The organism is Microcoleus sp. S1D4 (assembly GCF_036700765.1).
Taxonomy (GTDB): Bacteria; Cyanobacteriota; Cyanobacteriia; order Cyanobacteriales; family Microcoleaceae; genus Microcoleus.
In genome coordinates this window covers 49,541-72,389 of sequence record NZ_JAUBPP010000007.1, presented here as the reverse complement: position 1 = coordinate 72,389, position 22,849 = coordinate 49,541, and the positions used below count along the sequence as shown (strand labels likewise).

Annotated in this window: 19 protein-coding genes and 1 pseudogene; 9 read left to right on the top strand and 11 right to left on the bottom strand. The window is 45.8% G+C overall.

All coding sequences use genetic code 11. From position 1 onward, the window contains the following. Window positions 1–24: 24 nt before the first annotated feature. Window positions 25–1,200, bottom strand: a complete 1,176-nt coding sequence (bioF, locus tag QT998_RS09835; protein WP_333087064.1) for an 8-amino-7-oxononanoate synthase — start codon at window positions 1,198–1,200, stop codon at window positions 25–27. A 66-nt stretch (window positions 1,201–1,266) separates the two neighbouring features. Here bioF and QT998_RS09830 point away from each other — a divergent pair, with 66 nt between their 5' ends. Continuing rightward, window positions 1,267–2,202 (top strand): exopolyphosphatase, encoded by a 936-nt coding sequence (locus QT998_RS09830; protein ID WP_333087065.1) that lies wholly within the window; start codon window positions 1,267–1,269, stop codon window positions 2,200–2,202. Window positions 2,203–2,403: 201 nt separating this feature from the next. On the opposite strand, the gene QT998_RS09825 is transcribed toward QT998_RS09830, so the two are convergent. From QT998_RS09825 to QT998_RS09800, 6 genes are all read right to left on the bottom strand, one after another. Then, window positions 2,404–2,607, bottom strand: coding sequence for a hypothetical protein (locus QT998_RS09825; protein ID WP_442921957.1), 204 nt, complete (start codon window positions 2,605–2,607; stop codon window positions 2,404–2,406). Window positions 2,608–2,647: 40 nt separating this feature from the next. Beyond that, window positions 2,648–3,769 carry a glycosyltransferase family 4 protein gene (locus QT998_RS09820; RefSeq protein WP_333114363.1) on the bottom strand — a complete coding sequence of 374 codons (1,122 nt, stop codon included), beginning with the start codon at window positions 3,767–3,769 and terminating at the stop codon, window positions 2,648–2,650. A 376-nt stretch (window positions 3,770–4,145) separates the two neighbouring features. Beyond that, window positions 4,146–6,956 (bottom strand): chloride channel protein, encoded by a 2,811-nt coding sequence (locus tag QT998_RS09815; protein ID WP_333114360.1) that lies wholly within the window; start codon window positions 6,954–6,956, stop codon window positions 4,146–4,148. Between the two features lie 498 nt (window positions 6,957–7,454). After that, complete coding sequence (locus tag QT998_RS09810) at window positions 7,455–8,528, bottom strand: tetratricopeptide repeat protein (RefSeq protein WP_333087072.1); 1,074 nt, start codon at window positions 8,526–8,528, stop codon at window positions 7,455–7,457. Window positions 8,529–9,147: 619 nt separating this feature from the next. Further along, complete coding sequence (locus tag QT998_RS09805) at window positions 9,148–10,104, bottom strand: GDSL-type esterase/lipase family protein (RefSeq protein ID WP_194066490.1); 957 nt, start codon at window positions 10,102–10,104, stop codon at window positions 9,148–9,150. A gap of 715 nt (window positions 10,105–10,819) precedes the next feature. Next, on the bottom strand, window positions 10,820–12,115 hold the full coding sequence (locus QT998_RS09800) for a TldD/PmbA family protein (protein WP_333087078.1): 1,296 nt from the start codon (window positions 12,113–12,115) through the stop codon (window positions 10,820–10,822). Window positions 12,116–12,123: 8 nt separating this feature from the next. Between QT998_RS09800 and QT998_RS09795 the strand changes: the two genes are divergently transcribed. Then, entirely contained in the window at window positions 12,124–12,270 is a 147-nt protein-coding gene (locus QT998_RS09795; RefSeq protein WP_333114357.1) for a hypothetical protein, read from the top strand. Between the two features lie 66 nt (window positions 12,271–12,336). On the opposite strand, the gene QT998_RS09790 is transcribed toward QT998_RS09795, so the two are convergent. Next, window positions 12,337–13,197 (bottom strand): Tab2/Atab2 family RNA-binding protein, encoded by an 861-nt coding sequence (locus tag QT998_RS09790; RefSeq protein WP_333114354.1) that lies wholly within the window; start codon window positions 13,195–13,197, stop codon window positions 12,337–12,339. A gap of 269 nt (window positions 13,198–13,466) precedes the next feature. Here QT998_RS09790 and QT998_RS09785 point away from each other — a divergent pair, with 269 nt between their 5' ends. Together QT998_RS09785 and QT998_RS09780 are read left to right on the top strand one after the other, a co-directional pair. Beyond that, on the top strand, window positions 13,467–14,246 hold the full coding sequence (locus QT998_RS09785) for a nucleotidyltransferase domain-containing protein (RefSeq protein ID WP_333087084.1): 780 nt from the start codon (window positions 13,467–13,469) through the stop codon (window positions 14,244–14,246). A gap of 97 nt (window positions 14,247–14,343) precedes the next feature. Next, window positions 14,344–15,066, top strand: a complete 723-nt coding sequence (locus tag QT998_RS09780) for a pyridoxine 5'-phosphate synthase (RefSeq protein WP_333087086.1) — start codon at window positions 14,344–14,346, stop codon at window positions 15,064–15,066. Window positions 15,067–15,685: 619 nt separating this feature from the next. On the opposite strand, the gene QT998_RS09775 is transcribed toward QT998_RS09780, so the two are convergent. Next, window positions 15,686–15,859, bottom strand: a complete 174-nt coding sequence (locus QT998_RS09775; RefSeq protein ID WP_333114351.1) for a hypothetical protein — start codon at window positions 15,857–15,859, stop codon at window positions 15,686–15,688. Between QT998_RS09775 and QT998_RS09770 the strand changes: the two genes are divergently transcribed. After that, entirely contained in the window at window positions 15,858–16,652 is a 795-nt protein-coding gene (locus QT998_RS09770; protein WP_333114350.1) for a hypothetical protein, read from the top strand. The genes QT998_RS09775 and QT998_RS09770 overlap by 2 nt on opposite strands. 93 nt (window positions 16,653–16,745) lie before the next feature. Here QT998_RS09770 and QT998_RS09765 read toward each other — a convergent pair whose 3' ends face one another. Next, complete coding sequence (locus QT998_RS09765) at window positions 16,746–17,768, bottom strand: tetratricopeptide repeat protein (RefSeq protein WP_333114347.1); 1,023 nt, start codon at window positions 17,766–17,768, stop codon at window positions 16,746–16,748. 327 nt (window positions 17,769–18,095) lie between these two features. Continuing rightward, the gene (locus tag QT998_RS09760) at window positions 18,096–18,458 is read right to left on the bottom strand and encodes a hypothetical protein (RefSeq protein ID WP_333087093.1); all 363 of its coding nucleotides are present in this window, start codon (window positions 18,456–18,458) and stop codon (window positions 18,096–18,098) included. 400 nt (window positions 18,459–18,858) lie between these two features. Between QT998_RS09760 and deoC the strand changes: the two genes are divergently transcribed. From deoC to QT998_RS09740, 4 genes and pseudogenes are all read left to right on the top strand, one after another. Next, entirely contained in the window at window positions 18,859–19,536 is a 678-nt protein-coding gene (gene deoC, locus QT998_RS09755) for a deoxyribose-phosphate aldolase (protein WP_333087095.1), read from the top strand. A gap of 158 nt (window positions 19,537–19,694) precedes the next feature. Next, window positions 19,695–20,060: pseudogene (locus QT998_RS09750) on the top strand (four helix bundle protein). 112 nt (window positions 20,061–20,172) lie between these two features. Next, window positions 20,173–21,048: a DNA repair protein RecO gene (gene recO / locus QT998_RS09745; protein WP_333087097.1), complete on the top strand. Its 876-nt coding sequence runs from the start codon at window positions 20,173–20,175 to the stop codon at window positions 21,046–21,048. A 213-nt stretch (window positions 21,049–21,261) separates the two neighbouring features. Then, window positions 21,262–22,833: an MFS transporter gene (locus QT998_RS09740; RefSeq protein WP_333087099.1), complete on the top strand. Its 1,572-nt coding sequence runs from the start codon at window positions 21,262–21,264 to the stop codon at window positions 22,831–22,833. Window positions 22,834–22,849 lie beyond the last annotated feature (16 nt).

Here is a 22,849-nt window from a genome sequence, read left to right as displayed (position 1 = left end):
TTCAAGCGGTACGCAGCGCACACCCTACATTGACTGAAGACTCAAAACTTGCTCCAAAGCCTCTACCAACTGCTGCAGGTGTGCGAGCTCGTGAGTTGCCATCAGCGAAATCCGAATTCGGCTTACACTTACAGTCGGAGGCCGAATCGCTGGAGCAAAAATACCAATTTCCTTGAGTTTGCTGGCGGCTGTTAAAGCTGTGGCTGCATCTTTTAAGGGCAAACTGAAAATTGGGGAGAGGGAGTTGTTAATTGGTAATTGTCGATTGGTAGCACAATATTTGAAAGTTTCAATATTACGCTGCAACCGCACTCGGCGTTCTGGTTCTTGCTGTACAATTCTCACAGCTTCCAAAGCAGCCGCTGTGTCAGCAGGCGTTAATGCTGTAGTATAAATCCAAGTTGCAGCTCGATTGCGGAGAAAGTCAATTAAAGCCGCAGAGCCCGCAACGTAGCCACCCAAACTTCCCAAAGCTTTGCTTAGCGTGCCCACTTGGATTAGCGGCAATCCCGTACATCCGAAATGTTCCGCGCAACCAGCACCGCTAGCACCGAAAACTCCTGTAGCGTGAGCTTCATCTACTAATACCATGCAGTTAAATTGTTCCGCCAAAGCTAGCAACTGCGGCAGCGGACACAAGTCCCCATCCATGCTGAAGACGCTATCGGTAATAATTACACACTTGCGGTATTGTGCCCGATTTTGCTCTAGTTTGGCTGTTAAATCCTCAAGATGGCAACGATCGTACTCTAGCACTGTTGCACCGCTGAGCGCTGCTCCGTTTTTGAGGCTCGAATGGTTGTACTTGTCAGATAATATCAAATCGCGCTTGCCGACAATCGAGGCGATCGCCCCTAAATTCGCTAAATATCCCGAACTGAATACTAAAGCGTCTTCGGTTTGTTTTAAATTAGCTATAGCCTGTTCTAGCTGTCGGTGCAAATCGCGGTGTCCGCTGAGCAACCTCGAACCCGTCGCGCCCGTACCAAATTCCTTTGTTGCAGCCACAGCCGCTTGAATTAGCCTGTCATCCCCCGCGAGGCCGAGATAATCGTTGCTGGCAAAGTTAATCAGCCGGCGGTTTCCTAATTTTACCGCAGGGCCTGGGCAACTTTCGATCGATTGGGGCGATCGATACCAATCGGCCCGGCGAACAGTGTCCAGGGATTTCTCTATCCAAGCGTAAGGGTCTGCGTTCATATTGTTTAGCGATCGGGTAATAAGTTATATTAGCGGGTGATCAGTTCCTCCGCATCACCAAAGCATATGCCACTCACTAAAAAATACAGATTAGTCACCCGCAGCGACTTTGACGGTCTTGTCTGTGCCGTTTTGCTCAAAGAACTCGATTTGATCGACGAGATTAAATTCGTGCATCCTAAAGATATGCAGGACGGAAAAATCGACATAACAAATAACGATATTACCACCAATTTACCCTATGTTGAAGGAGTTTATCTAGCCTTCGACCACCATTTCAGCGAAACTCTCAGACACGAAAAAATCAAAATCAATCACATTATCGACCCCTATGCAGCTTCAGCAGCTAGAGTGTTGTACAAATATTATGGAGGCAAAACAAAGTTTCCCAATGTCTCGGAGGAAATGATGGCGGCAGTTGACAAATCAGATTCCGCTCAATTTGCCCAAGAAGAAGTTTTAGACCCGGAAAAGTGGGTGCTGTTAAACTTCTTGATGGATGCTAGAACTGGGTTGGGCAGGTTTAAAGAATTTACCGTTTCCAACTATCAGTTAATGATGCAGTTAATTGATTACTGCAAAAGTCATACTATCGACTCAATATTGCAGCTTCCTGATGTGAAAGAAAGAGTAGATCTTTACTTCGAGCAATCAGAAAAATTCAAAGAGCAAATACAGCGCTGCGCCCAAGTTTATGATAAATTAGTTGTTTTGGATTTGCGTAACGAAGATGTGATTTATGCAGGGAATCGTTTTGTAATTTATGCTTTGTTCCCCGAGTGCAATATCTCGATTCACGTACTTTGGGGGCTGAAACAACAAAATACGGTTTTCGCAGTTGGTAAGTCAATTTTTAACAAAACTTCTCAAACTAATATTGGGGAGTTAATGTTAAAATATGGTGGTGGCGGGCATCAGAACGCCGGAACTTGTCAGATTGAAAATGATAAGGCTAGTAAGATTTTGAAAGAGTTAATTGCCCAGATCGAGCAAAATGGTTAAATTGGCTCGATCTTTTTTGCAGTCTAGACATTAGTTTCTAGACCTCTTGCATAAATCAGAACTAGATTTTTCAAGCGCAGATTTAAGCTAGATAAACACTGACAAACGCAGATTATTTCAAGATAATTTGGGAATGAGTGCAAGAGGTCTTTTGATTGTTTGAATTTTTCTGACTGAAGTCCGAACCCTCAAACCGGGAGTTTATTCATCAAGGTTTTGAGGCTCTGGGTTCGAGGCGTTGAGATTTGCTGGACTATTGCCTTTGACTGGGGGTAAATGGTCTACTAAACCCATATCAAAAGCTACATCCGGCAAATCGGCCGCATTATATCTTCCTGGTTCAAACAACCGCCCAGGAGTAAAACAAGGCTGTTTCAATTGTACGACTTCGCTAGGTGCAAACATTCCCCTAAACATTTTGCGTTCGAGTCCCATAATTCCGCTCCTAAAACAACTCTCGCATTAATTTTAGCAATTTTTGGCTCGTTGCTTTCCAATTAAATAAATCCGCCGTCTCTCTAGCTTTTTGAGCTATCTCAAAACGCATCGGGTCTTCAATAATTTTTCGCAATTGCTCGCGAACAGACTGAACATTTGGTTCTGCCCAATGAGGAGCATTTCTGATTTTCAGATACTGAGTATCGTAACACTCTCCAACGGGAATTAGATTGTAAGCAATGGGATAGCAGTTATCAGTATTGGCGTAGTCCGTCGGGCCTCCGTACAGAGTCATGGCGACGGGTAAGCCAGCAGCAAAGGCATCCAAAATTTTAATCGCAAAACCTTCGCCGCGAAACGGAGCTAAAACAGCATCTGCTGATAAGTATAAATCAGCTAGTTCTGTTTTGGTAAAAAATTTAGGTTTTATGTAAACTTTTGACTTAGACTTGCCAAATTGCTTTTCAATATTTACAAGATGTTCCACTATGATATCAGGATTTTTGCCGCCATCTTTGATAATTAATTCTACGTTAGGATCATCTTGAAACTCTTGATAAAATGCTTGAATGGCGAGGTCGGTGCCAAATCTATAAAAATCATAAGAATTGGTCATGTGCAGAATAGATTTTATATCTTTTTTGGGTTTATGCGGTTTGGAAGAATAAAGCTGCGAGATTAAAGGATTGAACCCTAAAGACACGACTGAGACTTTTTTGTCGGGACAGCCAGCTTTGATTAAAACGTTTTTAGAATATTCGCTTACGGCTAAAATGTGGGATGAATTATTGACTGCATCATAAATCCAATAATCATAATTATCATCGTTTCTGGTGAATTCGTAATTAATGGCAAAAAATTCTAAGTTGAGATGTCCGTTAAGTTCTTTGAGAAAATAAGGTTTCCAGTAATGAGACCACTTTATCTGAAATAAATCTGATGGTACGGCGTTCATCCACTTTGCTAGTAGGTGATTTTCGTCTGCTGTGGAATTGCGGGTGATGTGAGAGGCGATTGGCGATGGTGCGACTGAAATGGGAATTTCCATTTTGTCTAATGTTTTCGCCAAGGATAGGGTAATGTCTGCGAAGGAATTAAAGTTTTCAAAGCCGACGTTAAAGTGAACCATTGTTAGTTGTTATTTGTTGTTATTTGTTAGTTGGTAGGGGCGGTAGATGGTGCGTGTCCGCCCTCTTAGTTGTGAGTTGTGAGTTGTGAGTTGTGAGTTGTGAGTTGTGAGTTGTGAGTTGTGAGTTGTGAGTTGTGAGTGGTTAGTTGTGAGTTGTGAGTTGTGAGTTGTGAGTTGTGAGTTGTTAGTTGTTAGTTGTGAGTTGTGAGTTGTGAGTTGTGAGTTGTGAGTTGTTAGTTGTGAGTTGTGAGTTGTTAGTTGTTAGTTAGTAGGGGCGGTGGATGGTGCGTGCCCGCCCTCAGTTGTTAGTTGGTAGTTGTTAACAGTTCACAGTCCACAGTCAACAGTTAACAGTCAACAGCCCGATTACCAATAACTAAGAGGCCGATCGCACTAAAATAACTGTACAGTCGCACCCGCGCGCCACGGCTTCCGGGATGTTCCCGTGAATTACCTGTTTCAGTAGCCCTTCGCGACTCGCTCCTAGGACGATCGCATCGCACTGATCGTTCTGAGCCTGATCGATTAAAGCATCAGAAACCGATGTAGCGCAAACCGCAGTCGCGACTACCGAACACCTAACCCGGCGCTGAATAAACTCCGCAGCTTGCTTTAATTCGTCGCGCGAGGGTTCTGCAACAGAAGGCTGGTGAATTTGACACAATTTAATCTCCGGTACTGAACTCGCAGCCACTAAAGCAGGTAGCAGGCGCAAAGCTGCAGCTTGTTTGTAACCACCGCGAATTGGCACCAGCCAGCGCCGCAAACTCATCAACGTGTGCAGTCCCAATTCTGGCACCGGAATGTCAGAATTTGGTGGCAAAAGTTCTGTTTCAGGAGTCGCTGATGAACTTAATACCGCCAATGTAGAATTTTCTACCTCATCAATTTTTGCGGCATTTAACTGCCATTCTTTAGAGGCATATTCTCCCCCGTCGCTGCTGGTTGAACACACATCTTTTTGGCTTTTTATTAATAATTGTTTGCTCCATTTCACCAAAACCACCTCGCAACCAGCTTGCCGAATTACGGTATCTACAACATCGCCAAAAATGCGTTCTTTTGTGGATAATTCGCCTTGCCAGCCCATTAAAATTAAGTCTATATGTCGCTCCTTAATTGTCTCCAAAATCGCGTTAGGCACGTCGTGAGCTACCCGGATTTGGGTGTGTACTGGCAAGTTCCAATTGCGAATTATTCGCTCGGCTTGTTGTAGCAGGCGACGGCTTTTTGTAGTCCGCACTGCGCTTTCTGAGGGGGAACTGTTGCGCGGTACGATGATGATTTGCAGGCATTCTAGTTCGTAATTGCGATCGCGCGCAATGGCCGCCGCCAGCCGCAGCAAAGCCGGCGCTGTTTGCGGGTTGGAAAGTGGCACTAACAGCCTGCCGTTGCCGACTTGGGGAGCTTTGGTTTGATACACTACATAGGAAGGTTCTGGATGCGGGCCCTGGGTTGTTTCTCCGCTGAGGCGATCGGATTCAACTCGGATAATGTCGCTGCGGGTAATAATTCCCACCAAATGGCGGCCTTCTACTACCGGCAAACGGCTGAGATGGTAGTAATTGAGCCTGTGCAAAACTTCGCTTAAAGTGTCGGTTGCTTTTACCGTAATTGGCTGTGCTGTCATAAATTCTTTCAGCAGGGAGTTGCCTGAAAAATTGCGATTGCTGGTATTGGCTAAATCGGTTTGGCTGACAATTCCAACTAATTTACCGCCGTCTACTACTGGAAAGCCTCGGTGGTGCGATCGCGAAAAAGCCTGCATCACTTCATCCAAAGTCAGCAGGCTCGACAGAGTTTCAACTCGGCGCTGCATAACGTCGTTTGCGTGCAAGTCACTCAAAGTATTGGTAGCAGCTTTTGCCTGCGTCAGTTGAATGCCACTAAACTCCAAAAGGTGACTGTACAACGAGCCGCTGTCTACCTTTTCTGCGACTAAATAAGCAACAACAGAACAGATCATCAAAGGTAGCACTAATTTGAAATCCGCCGTAATTTCAAATACAATTACTACCGCAGTAATCGGCGCTCTCGAAACCGCGCAAAAAAACGCTCCCATTCCCGCCAAAGCATAGGTTGTCGGCAAACCGACACCAAGGGAATTTTCTTGCAAAATTCCCACAAGCTGACCTAGGGCAGAACCCATAACTAAGGAAGGAGAAAACAATCCTCCCGGAGCTCCAGAAGCAGCGGAAATAATTGTCAGAAAAAAATGAGCTGCTAAAGCAGTTAAACTCGTTGTAATGTTGGCTTCTCCGGTCAGTAAAAACTCCCGCAATCCTGTATTGTTGCGAAAAGTTTCTGGCAGAAAAGCTATTACTGAACCGCAGATTAGACCAGCTAGAGCAATTCGCACGGGCAAGGACAATTTGAGGGTTCGCTTGTTGAAATTTAAGCTGGCAATAATCCCTTTACTAAACAAAGCTCCGAAAATGCCGGCTAAAACTCCTAACAGTATGAAAAACGGAATTTCGGAAATTTGAAAACTTATTGGGTACTCGCGCAGGTTCAAGTTTAAACTATCGCCGCCCAAAAGTTGTGAGACAACTGCACCAATAAATGAAGCGATAATTGCAGTCCCTAATGTCAATCCCGAAACATCCTGCAAAAGTTCTTCAACTACAAACAAAACTCCCGCAATAGGAGCATTGAAACCCGCTGCTAATCCCGCCGCTGCACCGCAAGCAATCAATTGTCGGCGGTAGTCTGGGGAAGTAGGCATTAAGTGACCGATCCAGCCTGCTAAAGATGCTCCTATTTGTACGGTGGGACCTTGTCTTCCTAAAGATAAACCGGAACCAACTGCTAAAATAGTGGTGAGAAGTTTGGCGACAGCTACTCGCAAATCTAAGGCAAGATTGACACCGCCGAGAGCAGCTTTGACGTGAGGAATGCCGCTACCGGCAGTTTCGGGAGCTAAACGTTCTACCAACAAACCTGTTAGGAAACCGCCCACTAATCCGACGCTGGGGAGTAATATCCAAACTGGAATTAATGTGGAGCTAGCTACTCGCCAACTGCCGAGCCATCCGACTCCAGATTTGAGCAAAACGCCTGCGATTCCGGCAACTAAGCCAATCAAGCAAGCTTCAAAAATAGCGAGCCTTCTCGGTTTTAAAAATAGTTGAGATTTGACGATCCGGGAAGGTTCCCTAAATTGTTTAGGGATAGTAATGTACGGCATAAATAGCGTTTATTGCCTGCAAATTTCCTGCTCGGTTAGAGTTTAGCAAGAAATTGCTTGGTTTGGGAAAATGCCAGAAATTTAATCTCGAATTTACTATTTGTGCGATCGCCCTTATTTCGCTTTCCAATTTTCGCTCTTTCCACATTATTTAGATTTATTTAATACCATTTTGCAAAATAAGTGCTAAGTGTGACCCACCCACAACCGCTCCTTATTAAGGGCGGGCTAGAACTTTATCCCTAGCAAATCTTTAGAAAAATGCTGTAAGGGATACAAGGCTCGATCGCCCTTTAGGTAAGTTCCTAGGGGCGATCGCGCTTTCCCAGCAGTTGAAAAGAGGATTAAGTCGTTGCAAGTTGAACGATCGCACTCTTATTGAGCTTCTGTCCGGTTAAACAAGCCACAAGCATAATTTTGTCGGGCTGGTGCGCGCATATTTCTAACATCAAAGTTGTGAACTTGCGTAACCGGCACCCGCCCCGGAGTTATATCAATTTATTGGATTCTTCTAATGATGTTTAATGTTTTTTCGTAGCTATCTGTGTTTCCTTGTTGCTGATACAAGTTGGCGGCTTTTTGAAAATCTTGTATCGCACCAGGCTTGTCTCCTAAGTCATAGCGGATAACTCCCCGATTGTAGTAAGCACGAGCATTGTTGGGGTTAATTTTCACGGCTTGGCTGTAATCTTCGATCGCACCCTGCTTGTCTCCTAAGATCGATCGGGTAACGCCCCGATTGTAGTAGGTATTATCATTGTTGGGATCAATTTTTAAGGATCGATCGTAATCGGCGATCGCACCCTGCTTGTCTCCCAAGTCATCGCGAGCATTACCCCGATTTGTGTAAGCAGGCGCATAGTTGGGGTTAATTTTCAAGGCTTCGTTGAAATCGGTGAGAGCAGCCTGCTTGTCTCCTAATATATAGCGAGCATTACCCCGCTCGTTGTAGGCTAACGCATCGTTGGGGTTAATTTTCAGGGCTGCGGTGTAATCGGCGATCGCACCTTGATTGTCTCCTAACCTCGATCGGATAACACCCCGATGGTAGTAGGCCGAGCCATTGTTGGGGTTAATTTTCAGGGCTGCGGTGTAATCGGCGATCGCACCTTCATAGTCTCTTAACCTCGCTCGGGTAACACCTCGGTTGTAGTAGGCCGAGACATTATTGGGGTCAATTTTTAGGGCTCGATCGTAATCGGCGATCGCACCCTGTCTGTCTCCTGAGTCATCGCGGGCATTACCCCGACCAACGTAGGCCTCAACATAATTAGCATTAAGCTTAATTGCTCCATCGTAAGCCTCTATAGCACCTTGAAAATCTCCTTTGTTGTAATTCTCCTCACCCTGATTATACAAATCCTCGGCTGTGGGTTCTGCCGCCACAAGCTCCCTCGCAACCTCAACTCCCAAATCCACCTTTGCTGAAGCCAACAATTTGAAATTTGAATTAATCGAAATCCCCCTTAAAATTGGATTATTTTTCGCATAACTAGGTTGACAATCGATCAAACTTGCGGTACTCGAAACAACTAATCCCGTCAACAATCCGGTCAATATTTGGCAATTCATAGTAATCTCCACACTTTTATAATTTTAAACAACTATTTTGACATCAATCTGCGGTTTATTTACCCGATCGCCTCCACCAACCTTTTCAAATCCGGCATTTCTAAAATTGCGCGCTGAAATCGAGTTCGCGACCCGACAGCAATTATCTCAAGACTGGCAATATGCCGCTTTCCCAATAGATGAGAGTGCCGCAACAGTCAAAACTCACAACTTCAAATTGATTAAAATCCAACATTTGTCATTGCTCCTATTGTATCGAAAACGATCCGCTCCGTCTAGAAACCGGATTTTTATATCGTGTCCGATCCATTAATATCAAATCCGGTAGCATCGGAATTACAAAATCGAGTCAGATCAAATCCGCGCTTCATACTTCTGTATTCATCTCTCTCTCTTGTCTTCCTCTGTGTTCTCTGCGCCCTAGCACCGGTTAAATCACCTGACGATGTTACCGGAAACGAACCGATAGCGCGCGCAGATTTCAATCTGCTCTTAAACCGAGGACTCCAAAACCCCCTACAACCGGACATAACATTACAGAAATTAAAAATTATAAACCCCTATTTCGCCAACAAAGCCGCTTTCCGAGCGCCAATTCCTAAGTCCTATTTATCTTGTTTTACGGTTGATATTCTGCAAAAATTTCAATTTTACCGACAATGTTGCGATTGAATTGCGCCAACTCTTCAGCAGGAATCCAATACTCTTGATGGCTCGAACTCCCGACAGTTTGCACGGGATATTTGTTTAAGAAATCAGCCAAAACTCGAAACTTAGTTACATAGCCAAAATATCCAGATGCTGCATCTTTAGTATTCCAATCTCGCGCAATTTGCATCGCGTAATCTTTTTGTAGTACGGGATAAAAAATAGGTTGAAAAGACAGCCGTGGCGGAAATGCCAAAAAATCGCTTTCTTTGATTAATTCCATTTCTTTTTTGCCGACGGCTCTAAACAGAGTTACTGTCTCTCGCTCTGACACAGTGATATTTTTAAACCAATCTTTCCAACTCTCCCAATTGTGAATAATTCTAGCCAATTCCGCATAACCGACAGCACGGGGATGGGAATCGTCATTTTGGGCAAGTTCTTGCAGCCAAATTTCTGATTTCTGGAGCGGGGTACAAATATCTAAATAAGGTACGTTTAACTCGCTGCAAACTTGGGAAAACTCTTGGGATAAATGAGCTATTCTGATTGTGCGATCGACATCAATAACTGGCGGCGGTCCAATCATTAAAACTGGTACTGTTTCTTGGGCAGATTTGAGAATATGGCGCAGGTTTTCAATAGATTTTTCTAGTGCGACGCGAGTTTTGCCATTTTCAAAGTGAGTGTCGTTAACGCCAAAGGAAAAAACTATTCTACCATCGCAGTAGTGAGGTAAGCGGCAAGAAACTTCGTTGAACCAGCGAGTTTCTATATCGGTACTGGTTTCTCCCCGCACTCCTAAATTATAGTAGGTGATATCGTGTCCTTGCTTGCAAACTGCTGAGCAAATTCGTCCTGTCCAACCTAAACATTTTGGATCGCAAGTACCGTTTACGAAAGAATCGCCGATAAAACAAATACGCATAAAAATTTGAGATTTTTGATAGTGCGGGATTTAGCCGGAACTTCTACAGACAAGATTCTATAGTTCCTCGATTGATATTTCAACCGCAGATGAAAGGCAGATGAAAAACAGATGCAACACAGATGCAACGCAGATGCTTTTCAGATAATTTGTGAGTTATCTGTCGGGTGCGCGGGCTTTCCAGCTTACCAGTTGTAGCCAGAGACAATTGGGCTGGGGAGTTGATAATTTACTACGCTAGAATTGGATTGTCATCTCGTTTGCTGCTGCATCAATGTTATTTAATAGTCTTCTCTAACAACTATTATGAATCTGGCACGAAAAGTCTGTTAAAGACTTGCTTTTCGAGGGAATGTTTAATCGTTTGGGCTGTGCGTGAGAGTCTATAGTCTCATAGTTGGGATTTGAATTATAGCCTTTCAAGCGAAAGATGAGGTACTATGCGGCATAGGGCATAGGCTATAGGGCATAGGGCATACCTCACCACGCTTGATAACCGCTATATCCGGGATAGGGCATAGGGCATACCTCACCACGCTTGATAACCGCTATAGGAGTTACGTATCAATATCAAAGAAGCCGGGTTTTTCATAGATATTAAAGGCTGTGATGCACTATTTTATCCAAAAACCCGGTTTTTTGCCGCCGATGCGTAATTCCTGTGAATATTTGTCGCTTTCGGGTGCCCGGAGAGAGTTGGATTACCGATTACCGATTAGTTTTTGCCGGTGACGGACAATCCTTCTACAATTACAGATGGTGTGTGGCAAGAACCGTTCCACTCGGAGTCTCCTCCTAATTCTACTAATTGTTTGAGGACGCTGTAGACGTTGCCGGCTACCATTGTGTCTTTGATTCTGCCTACTATTTGACCTTTTTTGACTCGGTAGCCGAGATCGACGTTAATGGAAAAGTCGCCGGAAATTCCGGCACTGCCACCTAGGGTTTGATCGACTACAATTCCGTCGTCTAATTTAGCGATTAAATCGATTAATGAAAGGGAACCTGGTTTAATTAAAACATTAAACAAACTCGGTGTGGGATAGCTGCCCAAACCAGGGCGAAATCCGTTGCCGGTGGTGCCGCTTCCCAGGGCTCGACCGGTGGTGCGATCGGTATAAAATAGCTGCAATACTCCGCTGTCGATCAAGACGATCGCGCGAGTGGGAGTGCCTTCGTCATCAAAAGGACAGCTATAGGGCCCGATATCCGGCTGCTGCCAGAGGGTGACAAGGGGCGATGTCACTTGTTGGCCTAGTCGATCGCTCCAAGGCGAAGCGCCTTCTAGTACCTGTTTGCCATTCAATGCCGCACAGAGAGTCCCCCACAGCAAATCGGCGGCTTTGGCTGTAAACAGCACCGGCACGCGCCCGGTGGCGGGGGCAACATTATCTTTCGCCCATTCCAACCGCTGCAAAACCCGCTGGGCGCTAGTGTTTAAGTCGAGGGTACCGCGTTCGGTTTCGCCTTCCCAAATGTTGAGGAAATCTTCGCCCCGCACTAATTCTGCTGACAAGTAACCGCTGAGGGTGGTGTCGGTGTGGCTGCAATCCAAGCCTAGTGTGTTCAGCAAGCGGGTGCTTTCGATTTCGCAGTCGAGTTCGGCGGTGCAGAGGCTTTCGGGATAGGCTTGGCGGACGATCGCGATCGCCTCTTTTCCCCAGTTTACTAGCTGTTCGGCCGGCACCGACACTCCGAGATCGGGATAAACAACTTTTTCCCCGGTGCCGAGTTCGATGGTTTCCGGTTCGTTTAGTTGCGAAAGCGCGATCGCCCGATCGACCAAAATCTGCAGTTCCACGGGCCCGTAGGCCACCGCCAAACCAGGCCGCCCGTCCCGCCACAGCCGCAGAGCAATACCTTCTGCTTGGGCGGTTTCTAGCTGTTTGAGGCGGTTTGCTTCAAAAAATACCGGCCGCGAGAGCGATTGCGATTCCAATACCTCAGCAGCTTCGGCACCTGCTTTGGTTGCTAATTCTAGCAGTTGTTCTGCTGATTGGTGATTGGTCATTTTTGTAGTTGGTAGTTGGCAGTTGGCAGTTGGTAGTTGGCAGTTGGCAGTTGGCAGTTGGTAGTTGGCAGTTGGTAGTTGGCAGTTGGCAGTTGGCAGTTGGTTGTTGGTTGTTGGCAGTTGGCAGTTGGCAGTTGACAGTTGGCATTAGCTAATAACAACTAACAACTAACCACTAACAACTAACCACTAACCACTAACCACTAACAATTAACAACTCACTAAATACTTAGTTCGTGCAGCAGCCAAAATCCGGCGAAGGATTCCGATTGTGGATTCGACTGAATTGCTAAAAAATGTACTTTTCTTGCTTGTTTTTTCGCTGCTTCAAATCCTTTTGCTTCTCTCTCCGTTGCTGCGTCTCTGAGATTAGCTAAAATCCAGCGATCGTTAGCTCCCGTATCTAACACCAGCCTAGCTGGCGGGCCAGTCTCAAATTTGATAAAAGCCAACTCCAAACCCGACATCCAACCAGCCAAAGCTGTTGCTCTCGACGAATAGACGATCAGCCCTGGAATTTGCGTTTCAGGCGGCAGCTTTGTCATCGGTAGCCCGAAAGCTTCGCCAAATCCGATATCCCACTCGGACATTTCATCAAAAGCTGCGATCGGCAAACTCACAAACGCCCATTTTTCGCCGATTAAAGCGTCCGGCAGCGCCACGGGCGTTTCGGGTACAAATTGAACGCTCGGGTTCGGAGCGGCTTGATAGCCCGGTTCGGCGGGATAAACGTTTTGCATCCGTTCTTCCAGCCACAGGTTGAGGGCGAGGGTGCGGCGGCTGGAGGCTGCGGGAATGTCCAACTCCTCACAGGCTTTGGTAATCATGTTCGCCATTTGGCGGCGGAAAAAGCGGATTTTTTCGGGGCGTTTCGGTGCAGAGGCGATCGCATCTTTAATCGCGCCAGCCAGCCACAGGGAATTCACGGTTGTACTCGGGCAAAACTGCGAGTAGCGAAACAGAGATTCTGCCTTGTCGCTTACATTCAGCGGGCTTTCGCAAATCAACACTTCCCATTTCTTTTTTCCTCGCTCGTCTATAATTGGACGGCTGTAAAAGTCAAGTTCCCAAATAGTAGCCATGCCGCGCTGTTAAAAATTAATCCTTTCTCATACTACCCGACAGCGGTCTCGTTTCTGATGAGCGATAATTTAAGACTGATTTTCTCGCAGCGGGCGATCGTACTTTCCCAAAAATTGCCACTCTCGCTTGCAGCTTCCCCTATAATTTTCCGCAGCACACAATCGGACACATTAGCAATGTCTAGCACAACTATGCCACAGCAATCTCCACCCGCAATATTTGTTAAACTTGTGGAACCAGGGTCAAACCAACAGTATAGCTTGATTCCATGAGACAAATCATTCTCGAAAAGATTGTTTCCACCTTACAACCTTTAGATTTTGTTTTAGCTTTGTGGCAAGGAGGTTCAGCAGCCCACGGATACACGGACGAATGGTCAGACATCGACATTGCAGTTGTCGTTGCAGATAACTGCGTCGAAGAAACCTTTGAAATTGTCGAAAAAGCCCTCGCACAAATTAGCGAAATCGAACTCAAATATCGAGTTCCAGAACCCGCTTGGCACGGTCAATCGCAGTGCTTCTGGCGGCTAAAAGAAACCCCGCAATTCTTGCTAATTGATTTTGCCATTTTCCGGCGCAGCAGCCGCAACAACTTTCTGGAAATAGAGAGACACGGAAAAGTCCCGATCGCCTTTGACAAAGCCAATCTAATTGTACCCGCTCATTTGGATACAAACCAGCATTTTGCCCAAATGCAAATTCGCTTCAACGAAATAAAAAATCGTTTTAATTTGCTGCAACCTCTAGTAAAAAAAGAGATTTATCGCGGACACATAGTAGAGGCGATTGGCAACTATCACAATTGGACGCTTCTACCCTTAGTTGAACTGTTGGGCATGATTTATCGTCCCCACAGATACGACTTTCAACTCAAATATTTTAGCCGAGATTTTCCGTCCCAAATAGTCGATCGCACCGCACCCCTTTTCTGCATCACAAATCTTGAAGATTTAGCAGCAAAACACCAAACAGCAGAGGCTATTTTTGCCGAAACCTTACCGCTTGCAGAAAATCTGATTCATAACCATCCAAATCAACCCAATTAAAAGCCGTCCAAAAAATCAATTCGCCTGCATCAGCGTTCATTAGCGTTCATCAGCGGTTAAAATTAAAAATCAACAAACATCCGCAACTTCCAATCCCATGACAAAACTCAGCGTGAACATCAACAGAATCGCCCTCCTGAGAAACTCTCGAAACATCGGCATTCCCAGCGTTACCGAAGCTGCAAAAACAGTAATTGCCGCCGGAGCCCACGGCGTTACAGTCCATCCCCGCCCCGACGAAAGACACATCAAAGCTGCCGATGTTTACGACTTAGCCAAAATGCTAACTGTCGAGTTCAACATCGAAGGAAATCCGTTTCAGCCGCCCTTTATGGATATACTTTGCGATGTCAAACCGGCTCAGTGTACCTTGGTGCCGGACGCTCCCGACGTGCTAACATCCGATAGCGGCTGGAATATTCCCGAAAATCGCGATCGGCTTTTACCAATTATTGAAAAATTAAAAAATAACGGCATCAGAGTCAGCTTGTTTATGGATGCAGATCCTGCTCTCATGCCCCTAGCAAAAGAAGTTGGAGCCGATCGCGTAGAACTATACACGGAACCCTATGCAACTGCTTTTCGCGAAGGTAAAGTAGAATCTGTTTTGCAACAATATGCCTTGGCAGCTAAAGCAGCTCAATCAGTAGGTTTGGGAGTGAATGCCGGACACGATTTAAATTTGCAAAATTTAGCTGAATTTTGCTCAATTCCTGATATCCTAGAAGTATCAATCGGTCACGCTTTAATTGCGGAAGCGCTAGAAATGGGATTATCCAATACAGTGCAAGCTTACCTCAAAATCCTTTCTGATTCGTAGTAGAAGTAAACCTCGCGTGGCAGAGAGCGGGTTCTATATAATTCGTTGCGTTTGTGTTAAATATTGCGGCTTGCCGCACCCTAAAAATTCTGGTTTTTAGCTCGCGCCACACGCGCTTAAGGTTCGTAGTGCGGACTAAACTTCGCAACATAAAAGCGGACTTTAGTCCGCATTACAAACCGTGTTTGTGATAGTAATCGATCGGACATGATATGATATCAAATCCTCTTTTCATCGGAATAGTAAATTCACTGTTGACTGTTGACTGTTAACGGTTAACGGTTAACGGTTAACCGTTAACATCATGAGGAGTGCAACCGGAATTGATATGACAAGCAAATTATGTTGTTTGGGGTTAGTAAGGCGCACTGTGCAAGCCGTAAAAGCCGATCGCCCTCGCAGCAGTTAACAGTAGAGGCTGTAACCCCCGCTGGGTTAAGGGCCGTTTTCTGGCAGTAAAGCCTCTCTTGGAACCCAGACACCGCCTTTTTTTGATGGTTGGCATTTTTTGAGCAAGTTTTTGGGAAAAAGCTTGAATTTTTATTGGCCAAATTCCTAGGACGATCCGATGATATTATGGGTAGGGAATATGGTGGAAATGTCCTATCGACCAAGGCTACTATTTAGCTTCGGCAGAGCCATCTGCTACCGCGAATTTTTGTGAAACTACGAAATATTTAGCTGTATCCTCTATGCTGATGACGCCGATCGCGCGATCGGCAAATTTAATCCGGTGCAAACAGCACCACACAAGTAAACATATACAACTGATTACCCCTGGCAAGCGTGACATGAAAAAACTAATTTTACTGACTGGAATGCTACTAATGATGACGGCAAAATCAGTATTTGCCAGCCCTGTAGCCCCAAAAATTGCACCGGGCGATCGGATGGGCGCCTCGGAAATTACAGAAACCGTTAACCAACCCGCTACTTCTACCTTTGTTGCCAACGTAGAACCGATCGATCCCATGCCAGCTACATCTGACTCAGTTGCGAAGATAGAGCCGATCGAGCGAATGTCAACCTCACAAATTCGAGCCACTATCAACCAACCAACCACCTATATTTTTGAAGGCATCAAAGGACGAGAGCTCACACTCTCGCTGTGGGCGGGACAACTGACAGCCGAACTCTACAGCCCCAACGGCGAGAATCTGGGAGTTATTGAAAAAAGCGACAATCAGTGGATCGGCCAGTTACCAGACTCGGGAATCTACCGCCTGCGAGTCACCCCGAAAGGTGAAACCAGCAGCTTTGTAATCGGACGCGACTTTAACGCCAAGTGGATTTACAGGCCCGATCGCGCAATGCCCATCGCATTCGGAGAAAAAGAAGCCACAGTCAAACTCAAAATGTCCGGCTACCAAATCCAGCCCCTCACAGTTCCAGGAAAACAGGGACAGACAATTAGGGTGAGTGCTAACAGCAAAAATCTCGGTGTGGCGATCGAATCTCCGTCGGGACAACTCCTAGATCAAGGCGAAGGTCAAACTTTTGCTGAACTTCCCGAATCCGGCATTTACAAAGTGCTAGTAGTTGCGAAAAGGCCAGTCAAGCCCTCCATCAAAGTTTCTGTACGTTAGATCGAGATGGCAAAAAACTCTTTGTGGGCGATCGAATTTCCGTCGCCCGGCCACAAAAGCTCGCCCCACCGGCGAGCTATTTTCTATCTAAAACTAACCTCGGATCAGCGCTGCAAAACGTTCTTGTTTCCAAATGCAGCTTAAATCCGAATCAGCCAAAGCTAGTTCTCGGTATAAATTAGGAATAAACTCCACAGCCCGCTGCAAATTGTCAAGGGCTAAATCAACAAATCCCAGTAGAGCATAACAACAAGCTTTATTGTAAAAAGCATTAGCAAAATCAGGATTAATTTCTAAGACTGTTTCGTAGCAAGCAATTGCCTCCGAGTAGGAGCCTTTTCGCGCAAATTCCACACCCCGGTTGTACCAAATCAAATAATCCTCAAAACCACTCTCTGATGTGGGAGTGAACTTACTATTTTTATGATTGAAACCGACTAATTTCGCTAAAGCGACTCTCCGTTCGCCCACAGCTTCAGTTCCGCCCGGTTTCAGAGCGATCGATCGGCTAAAACTAGCCACTGCTTGTTTGTAAAGTCCCATTGAGTTAGCAGCTAGACCGCGATTGTACCAAGCATTCGCATCGTCTGGGTTAAATTCGATCGCGCGATCGAAACTGTTGAGCGCCTGATAGTAAAGCTTGAGTTCCAACAAAGCATTACCTCGGTTGTACCACGCCCCAGCAACCTCTGGCTCCAAACTTAAAGAGCGATCGAAACTCAGAACCGCCTTATGGAAAAGCCCCATATCGATCAGCGTCAATCCTCGGTTGTGCCAAATACTCGCTGAACAGGGATTGAACTCCAGAGCCCTGTCAAAACTGTTGAGTGCTTCCCAAGGGCGGCCCAACTTTCCTAAAGCAATAGCCCGGTTGTGCCAGCCAAAACTCGCATTCGGCTGCAGCGCCAAAGCCTCATCAAAACTTTTTAAGGCCTCTAAGTGCCGTTCTAAGTTGCCCAAAGCCATGCCTCGCCCGAACCAAGCCTGATAATGATCCGATTGCAACTTCAAAGCTCTGTTAAAGTTAGCCAGAGCACCATCGCGATCGTTAGCTTCGAGGAGGCGCGAACCCAAATGATAATACCAAGCCGCTTCCAAGTTTTGGATTAAGTTCATAATATTTGCATCTATCTTAAGAATGATTTTACACAAACAATCTGCAGAGTTAAACTGTAATTCCACTAAAACTTGGAAAATTTTGATACAAGGCGATCGCCCGTACAAACCGCCCGTAACAACCTCAACTATTTGCGATCGAAACTAACTACTTTCCCAAGACGAAAAGCTCTTTTAGCTAACCACACTCATCGCTGGTTGGAGCTGCTGCGAATCTGAAATCTGCGCGAGTCAAACAACTATTACCGCATCGCGAATTAGGGAAAGCAGTTACAGAAATAGTGAAAATTCCACAGTGCTGGCGGCTCCAACCTCTGCTTGCCAAATTCAAGCAAGCACAACCGCTGTTTGAGCAGTCTCGCTCAACAACAACCTGCCAGCAGCATCAATACTAAAATCCTTCCCCAGCACAAAACCCTTGCCCATCAACCGCTGACAAACTATCAGCGCCGTGATCCGGCGAATTTCTTCCATCACGTCAGCAGGAATCAAATAAGTCAAACTCCAGATCACCGACTCGCAGTCAGACCAAATCAAACGTTCAATACTGACAATCATCAAAGCAGCAACACTTTCAACAGAAATCCGCTCTCTGAGATCGGCAATCAAATCTTTACCAATTAAGCTATTGCGAGTCATCATCGCCCTAGCCATCTTCCCAATTTCTTGTTCGAGTTCTAAATGATTCATGCTTAGCACTGGCTGTTAAGTTTTTAAAGCACTACTCAGAGTAAAAACAGTGACTGCGATCGGGCTCATCCAGACGGCGTGGCTGACGCAGGCTCTACTGCAACTCCATTTAACAAAGTATACCTAAAGAAAGATTAAAAATGTATCTAAAGGCAGATACTAAAATTTATTTTATTGTAATAAATAGAGCAACTAATTCCCAAAACATTTGTTACGAGCAGCGAATTGAGTATTTGTGCTCGATCGAGTCTGCCCCGCAAGTCGATCGATTTTAGATTGAAAAATTGAAGAAACTGACCTCACGGATGAATCCGGTGGCTTGTACCTGGGCTGATGAAGGTCAAGGATTGGTAAATTGGCTACATAATAAGGAAGTAGTTACTTAGGATAAATAACAATAATGGCTGCAAACCAGTCAGACATCGATATTGCCCCCTTGATTGACTACGGCCTGATCGACCCGACTGCGACGCCAGAGCAAGTAGAACACTTTTGCCAACAAGCAGATAGATTTGGCTTTGTGACAGTGTGCGTCTATCCATCCTACGTCCGACAAGCTGTTGAGCTACTGCACGACAAACGCCCAAAAGTTTGTACTGTGATCGGTTTTCCCACGGGTGCTTCTACTTCAACGGTGAAACTTTATGAAGCTCTAGAAGCCGCAGATAATGGAGCTGTAGAGTTAGATGTATCTGTTAATTTAGGATTATTAAAAGCTGGAAGAATGGATGAATTCCATCGGGAATTAGCCCAAATTTGCGAAGAAACTAATCTCACCATCAAAGCAATTATCGAAAGTTCGCTGCTTTCTGATGCGGAAAAACAGTTAGCGGCTGAAATTTGTATGGAAGCTGGTGTGGCTTATATCAAAACTAACACTGGCTTTTTTGGGGCGGCGACAGTTGACGATGTGCGACTGCTAAAGGAAGTTACTAAGGGACGGATTGGGATTAAAGCGGCCGGAGGAATTCGTACTCACGAACAAGCTATAGATTTGGTAGTAGCTGGTGCTACTCGTTTGGGGACTTCTCGTGGCCCGGAATTACTCCGCCAGCGCGATAATTTGGATAATCGTTAACTGTTGACTGTTAACTGTTGACTGTTGACTGTTGACTGTTGACTGTTGACTGTTGACTGTTGACTGTTGACTGTTGACTGTTGGCTGTTGGCTGTTGACTGTTGACTGTTGACTGTTGATTTGTATTTATTGGTGATTAATTGTTTAAAGGAGTTAATATGGAGAACTTCCAACAGTTACAAGTATATCAATTAGCCGAAAAAATATCAAATCAAATATGGTTTATTGTTAAAGAATGGGACTACTTTACGAAGGATACGATGGGCAAACAAATCGTCAGATCGGCTGATAGTGTTGGTGCTAATATTGCAGAAGGACATGGACGCCATAGCTATCAGGATAATTAGCGCTTTGTGAAAATTGCACGAGGTTCATTAAACGAAACAAGGCACTGGTTAAGACTTGCCTATGCTCGTAATCTTTTAACTCAAGAACAGAGCGATCGATTGCATCCGTTATTGAATGAACTTTCACCCAAACTTAATGCCTATCTTAACTCACTAAAACAAAAAGCTAAAGGTTGACCGCCAACAGCCAACAGCCAATAGTCAACCGTCAACACTCAACAGTCAACAGCCAACAGCCAACAGCCAACCACCCACAGCCAACAGTTAACAGCCAACAGTCAACTAACAAATGAATCGAACTTACAAAGCAACTGGAATCAATCTTAAGAGTGCACCGATCGGCGAATCCGATCGCCTGCTGACAGTTTTGACACGGGAATTCGGCTTAATTCGAGCTGTAGCGCCCGGTGTTCGCAAACAGCGATCGAGCATTGGCGGTAGAAGCGAGTTATTTGTCGTCAACGAATTGCTAATTGCTAAAGGCCGATCGCTCGACAAAATTACCCAAGCGTCCACCGTCGAATCCTATCCGGGTTTGAGCCGCAACTTGGGAAAACTCGCAGCCGCACAATATCTGGCCGAATTGGCGATCGCCAGCGCCCTTTCCGACGAGCCCCAAGAAGACCTCTTCTTTTTGCTGGGCGAACACTTAAGCCGTTTGGAGCGTTTGTCCGATCGCACCGAAATCCAATCCGCCGCCGTCCTCATCGCCCACCTCGCCCAAGGTATTTTTCACTTGCTCGCCCTAGCAGGCCTCGCGCCCCAAGTCCAAGTCTGCGGCACCACCAGACAACCGATCGCCCCCAATTTCAGCGATCCGAACTGGCAAACCGGCTTTAGTATACCCTCTGGGGGAACCTTTAGCTTGCCAGAATTAGCTAACTTAGAAGCTGAACTATCCTCTGAAATTGGCAGCTCCTACAGAGTCGCTTCCCGTTCCCGGCCAACCAGCGACAGCAAGCACTTGACAAACTTCCATATAAATGCTAAGGAATTAGCAGCACTGCAACTGTTGGGTAGTGCAGAACTAGAAGAGGGGATTGCCGATCGCGCAGCTTGGGTATCTGTCGAAAATATTTTGCGACAGTATGCCCAGTATCATTTAGGTTGCACGATTCGATCGGGAAGCTCGATCGACACTTACTTAGAGAATTTTGAGTTTTAAATTTTAGGTTAAAGAAGTGAACGGGCGATCGTACAGCACCCCGAGCCGGCGGGATATCCGAACCTGTCGGCAATTTCAGGTAAATTTCCAACATTCTCGCAACATTAGATAATAGATCAAGTTATAAATTATTAAATTTAGGAGCTAAAAAACTCAATTTGAACTTCACATCCCCAACCTTGAACCATCCCCAGCGAGCCACCCCCCAATCCTATGATGCGACTGTCCGATTCTGATTTGAGAACATCTATTTTAGCTGCGACCAACCACAAGATGGAAGAACGAGAAAATTGTCCAGATTTTCAGTCTGAGCCTGTTTTGGCCGATCGACAATGGAGCAACGCCCAACACCCAGCAATGGATAAATATCTGACAAATCCAGAAACAGACGCGAGCACAAGTAACGGCCAACCACCCGCAGCAATCCCCCCGCAGCCAACAGCAGAGCCAGCAGCAGAAATATCCGAAACAGTTAGCGAAACTCCCGAAAAAGGCACAGGATTTTTACCAGTCATCAAAAACCGCAATTTTCTAGCACTGTGGAGCGGACAAATATTCTCCCAACTAGCAGATAAAGTTTATCTCGTACTGACGATCGCCCTCGTAGCCAGCCGGTTTCAAGCGCCCGATCAAAGCATCAGCAGATGGGTATCAGCAATCATGATCGCCTTTACCATACCCGCAGTGCTGTTCGGTGCCGCTGCAGGCGTGTATGTCGATCGCTGGCCGAAAAAAGCCGTGCTCGTAGCCACAAACCTGCTGCGGGGAGGCTTCGTACTAGCATTACCCCTGCTGCTGTGGCTCTCAGACGGTTTTGAAATCGGTCAACTGCCGCTCGGATTCTGCTTGCTGCTGCTAGTAACATTCCTAGTTTCGACCCTAACTCAATTTTTCGCCCCAGCAGAACAGTCAGTGATTCCGCTAATTGTGGAACGCCGCCACCTGCTATCGGCAAACTCCCTCTACACCACCACCATGATGGGTTCGGTGATTATTGGCTTTGCCGTCGGAGAACCCTTACTAGCCTTAGCCGACACCCTATTCACCAACCTCGGCGGCGGAATCGGCATCGGCAAAGAAATAGTAGTAGGCGGAAGTTACGCCTTCGCCGGAGTGCTGTTGCTGTTGATGAAAACAGGCGAAAAAAACGAAGTCGAACATGAACCGCCACACCCCCTAGCAGATTTAAAAGACGGCCTGCGTTACATCAACGATCAACCGAAAGTCCGCAATGCTTTAATTCAACTAATTATTTTATTTTCGATTTTTGCAGCCTTGGCAGTTCTAGCGGTGCGACTGGCAGAAATGCTGCCCGGTATGAAAGCGTCGCAATTTGGCTTTTTGCTGGCTGCGGTGGGCGTGGGGATGGCTGTTGGGGCGACGACTGTCGGCTATCTCGGTCACAAACTTTCTCATTCCCAACTGAGTTTAATCGGATCGGTTGGGATGGCACTTGCTCTGCTGGGCCTTTCTGCATTTACACACCATTTGTGGATCTCGGTGCTTTTTATTACCATGTTGGGTTTATTTGCCTCATTGGTAGGAGTGCCGATGCAGACGACAATTCAATCAGAAACCCCAGAAGAAATGCGGGGAAAAGTCTTCGGTCTGCAAAATAATGCCACTAATATCGCTTTGAGTTTACCATTAGCTTTGGCGGGAGTAGCGGAAACATTTCTGGGTTTACCTGCTGTGTTTTTGGCTTTGGCTGGATTGGCGATCGCTGGCGGTGTCTTAACCTGGTATATTTTCCGTAGCACTAATAGCAAAGTCGATCGAATCTAAAAAATAACAAACTCTG

Coding starts and splice junctions, on each gene's coding strand:
- QT998_RS09810 (WP_333087072.1), bottom strand. CDS start 8,528: ATGAATTGCCAAATATTGACCGGATTGTTGACGGGATTAGTTGTTTCG.
- QT998_RS09805 (WP_194066490.1), bottom strand. CDS start 10,104: ATGCGTATTTGTTTTATCGGCGATTCTTTCGTAAACGGTACTTGCGAT.
- QT998_RS09765 (WP_333114347.1), bottom strand. CDS start 17,768: ATGAACTTAATCCAAAACTTGGAAGCGGCTTGGTATTATCATTTGGGT.
- QT998_RS09775 (WP_333114351.1), bottom strand. CDS start 15,859: ATGTCACGCTTGCCAGGGGTAATCAGTTGTATATGTTTACTTGTGTGG.
- bioF (WP_333087064.1), bottom strand. CDS start 1,200: ATGAACGCAGACCCTTACGCTTGGATAGAGAAATCCCTGGACACTGTT.
- QT998_RS09800 (WP_333087078.1), bottom strand. CDS start 12,115: ATGACCAATCACCAATCAGCAGAACAACTGCTAGAATTAGCAACCAAA.
- deoC (WP_333087095.1), top strand. CDS start 18,859: ATGGCTGCAAACCAGTCAGACATCGATATTGCCCCCTTGATTGACTAC.
- QT998_RS09785 (WP_333087084.1), top strand. CDS start 13,467: ATGAGACAAATCATTCTCGAAAAGATTGTTTCCACCTTACAACCTTTA.
- QT998_RS09825 (WP_442921957.1), bottom strand. CDS start 2,607: ATGTTTGCACCTAGCGAAGTCGTACAATTGAAACAGCCTTGTTTTACT.
- QT998_RS09820 (WP_333114363.1), bottom strand. CDS start 3,769: ATGGTTCACTTTAACGTCGGCTTTGAAAACTTTAATTCCTTCGCAGAC.
- QT998_RS09830 (WP_333087065.1), top strand. CDS start 1,267: ATGCCACTCACTAAAAAATACAGATTAGTCACCCGCAGCGACTTTGAC.
- QT998_RS09740 (WP_333087099.1), top strand. CDS start 21,262: ATGATGCGACTGTCCGATTCTGATTTGAGAACATCTATTTTAGCTGCG.
- recO (WP_333087097.1), top strand. CDS start 20,173: ATGAATCGAACTTACAAAGCAACTGGAATCAATCTTAAGAGTGCACCG.
- QT998_RS09760 (WP_333087093.1), bottom strand. CDS start 18,458: ATGAATCATTTAGAACTCGAACAAGAAATTGGGAAGATGGCTAGGGCG.
- QT998_RS09780 (WP_333087086.1), top strand. CDS start 14,344: ATGACAAAACTCAGCGTGAACATCAACAGAATCGCCCTCCTGAGAAAC.
- QT998_RS09770 (WP_333114350.1), top strand. CDS start 15,858: ATGAAAAAACTAATTTTACTGACTGGAATGCTACTAATGATGACGGCA.
- QT998_RS09790 (WP_333114354.1), bottom strand. CDS start 13,197: ATGGCTACTATTTGGGAACTTGACTTTTACAGCCGTCCAATTATAGAC.
- QT998_RS09815 (WP_333114360.1), bottom strand. CDS start 6,956: ATGCCGTACATTACTATCCCTAAACAATTTAGGGAACCTTCCCGGATC.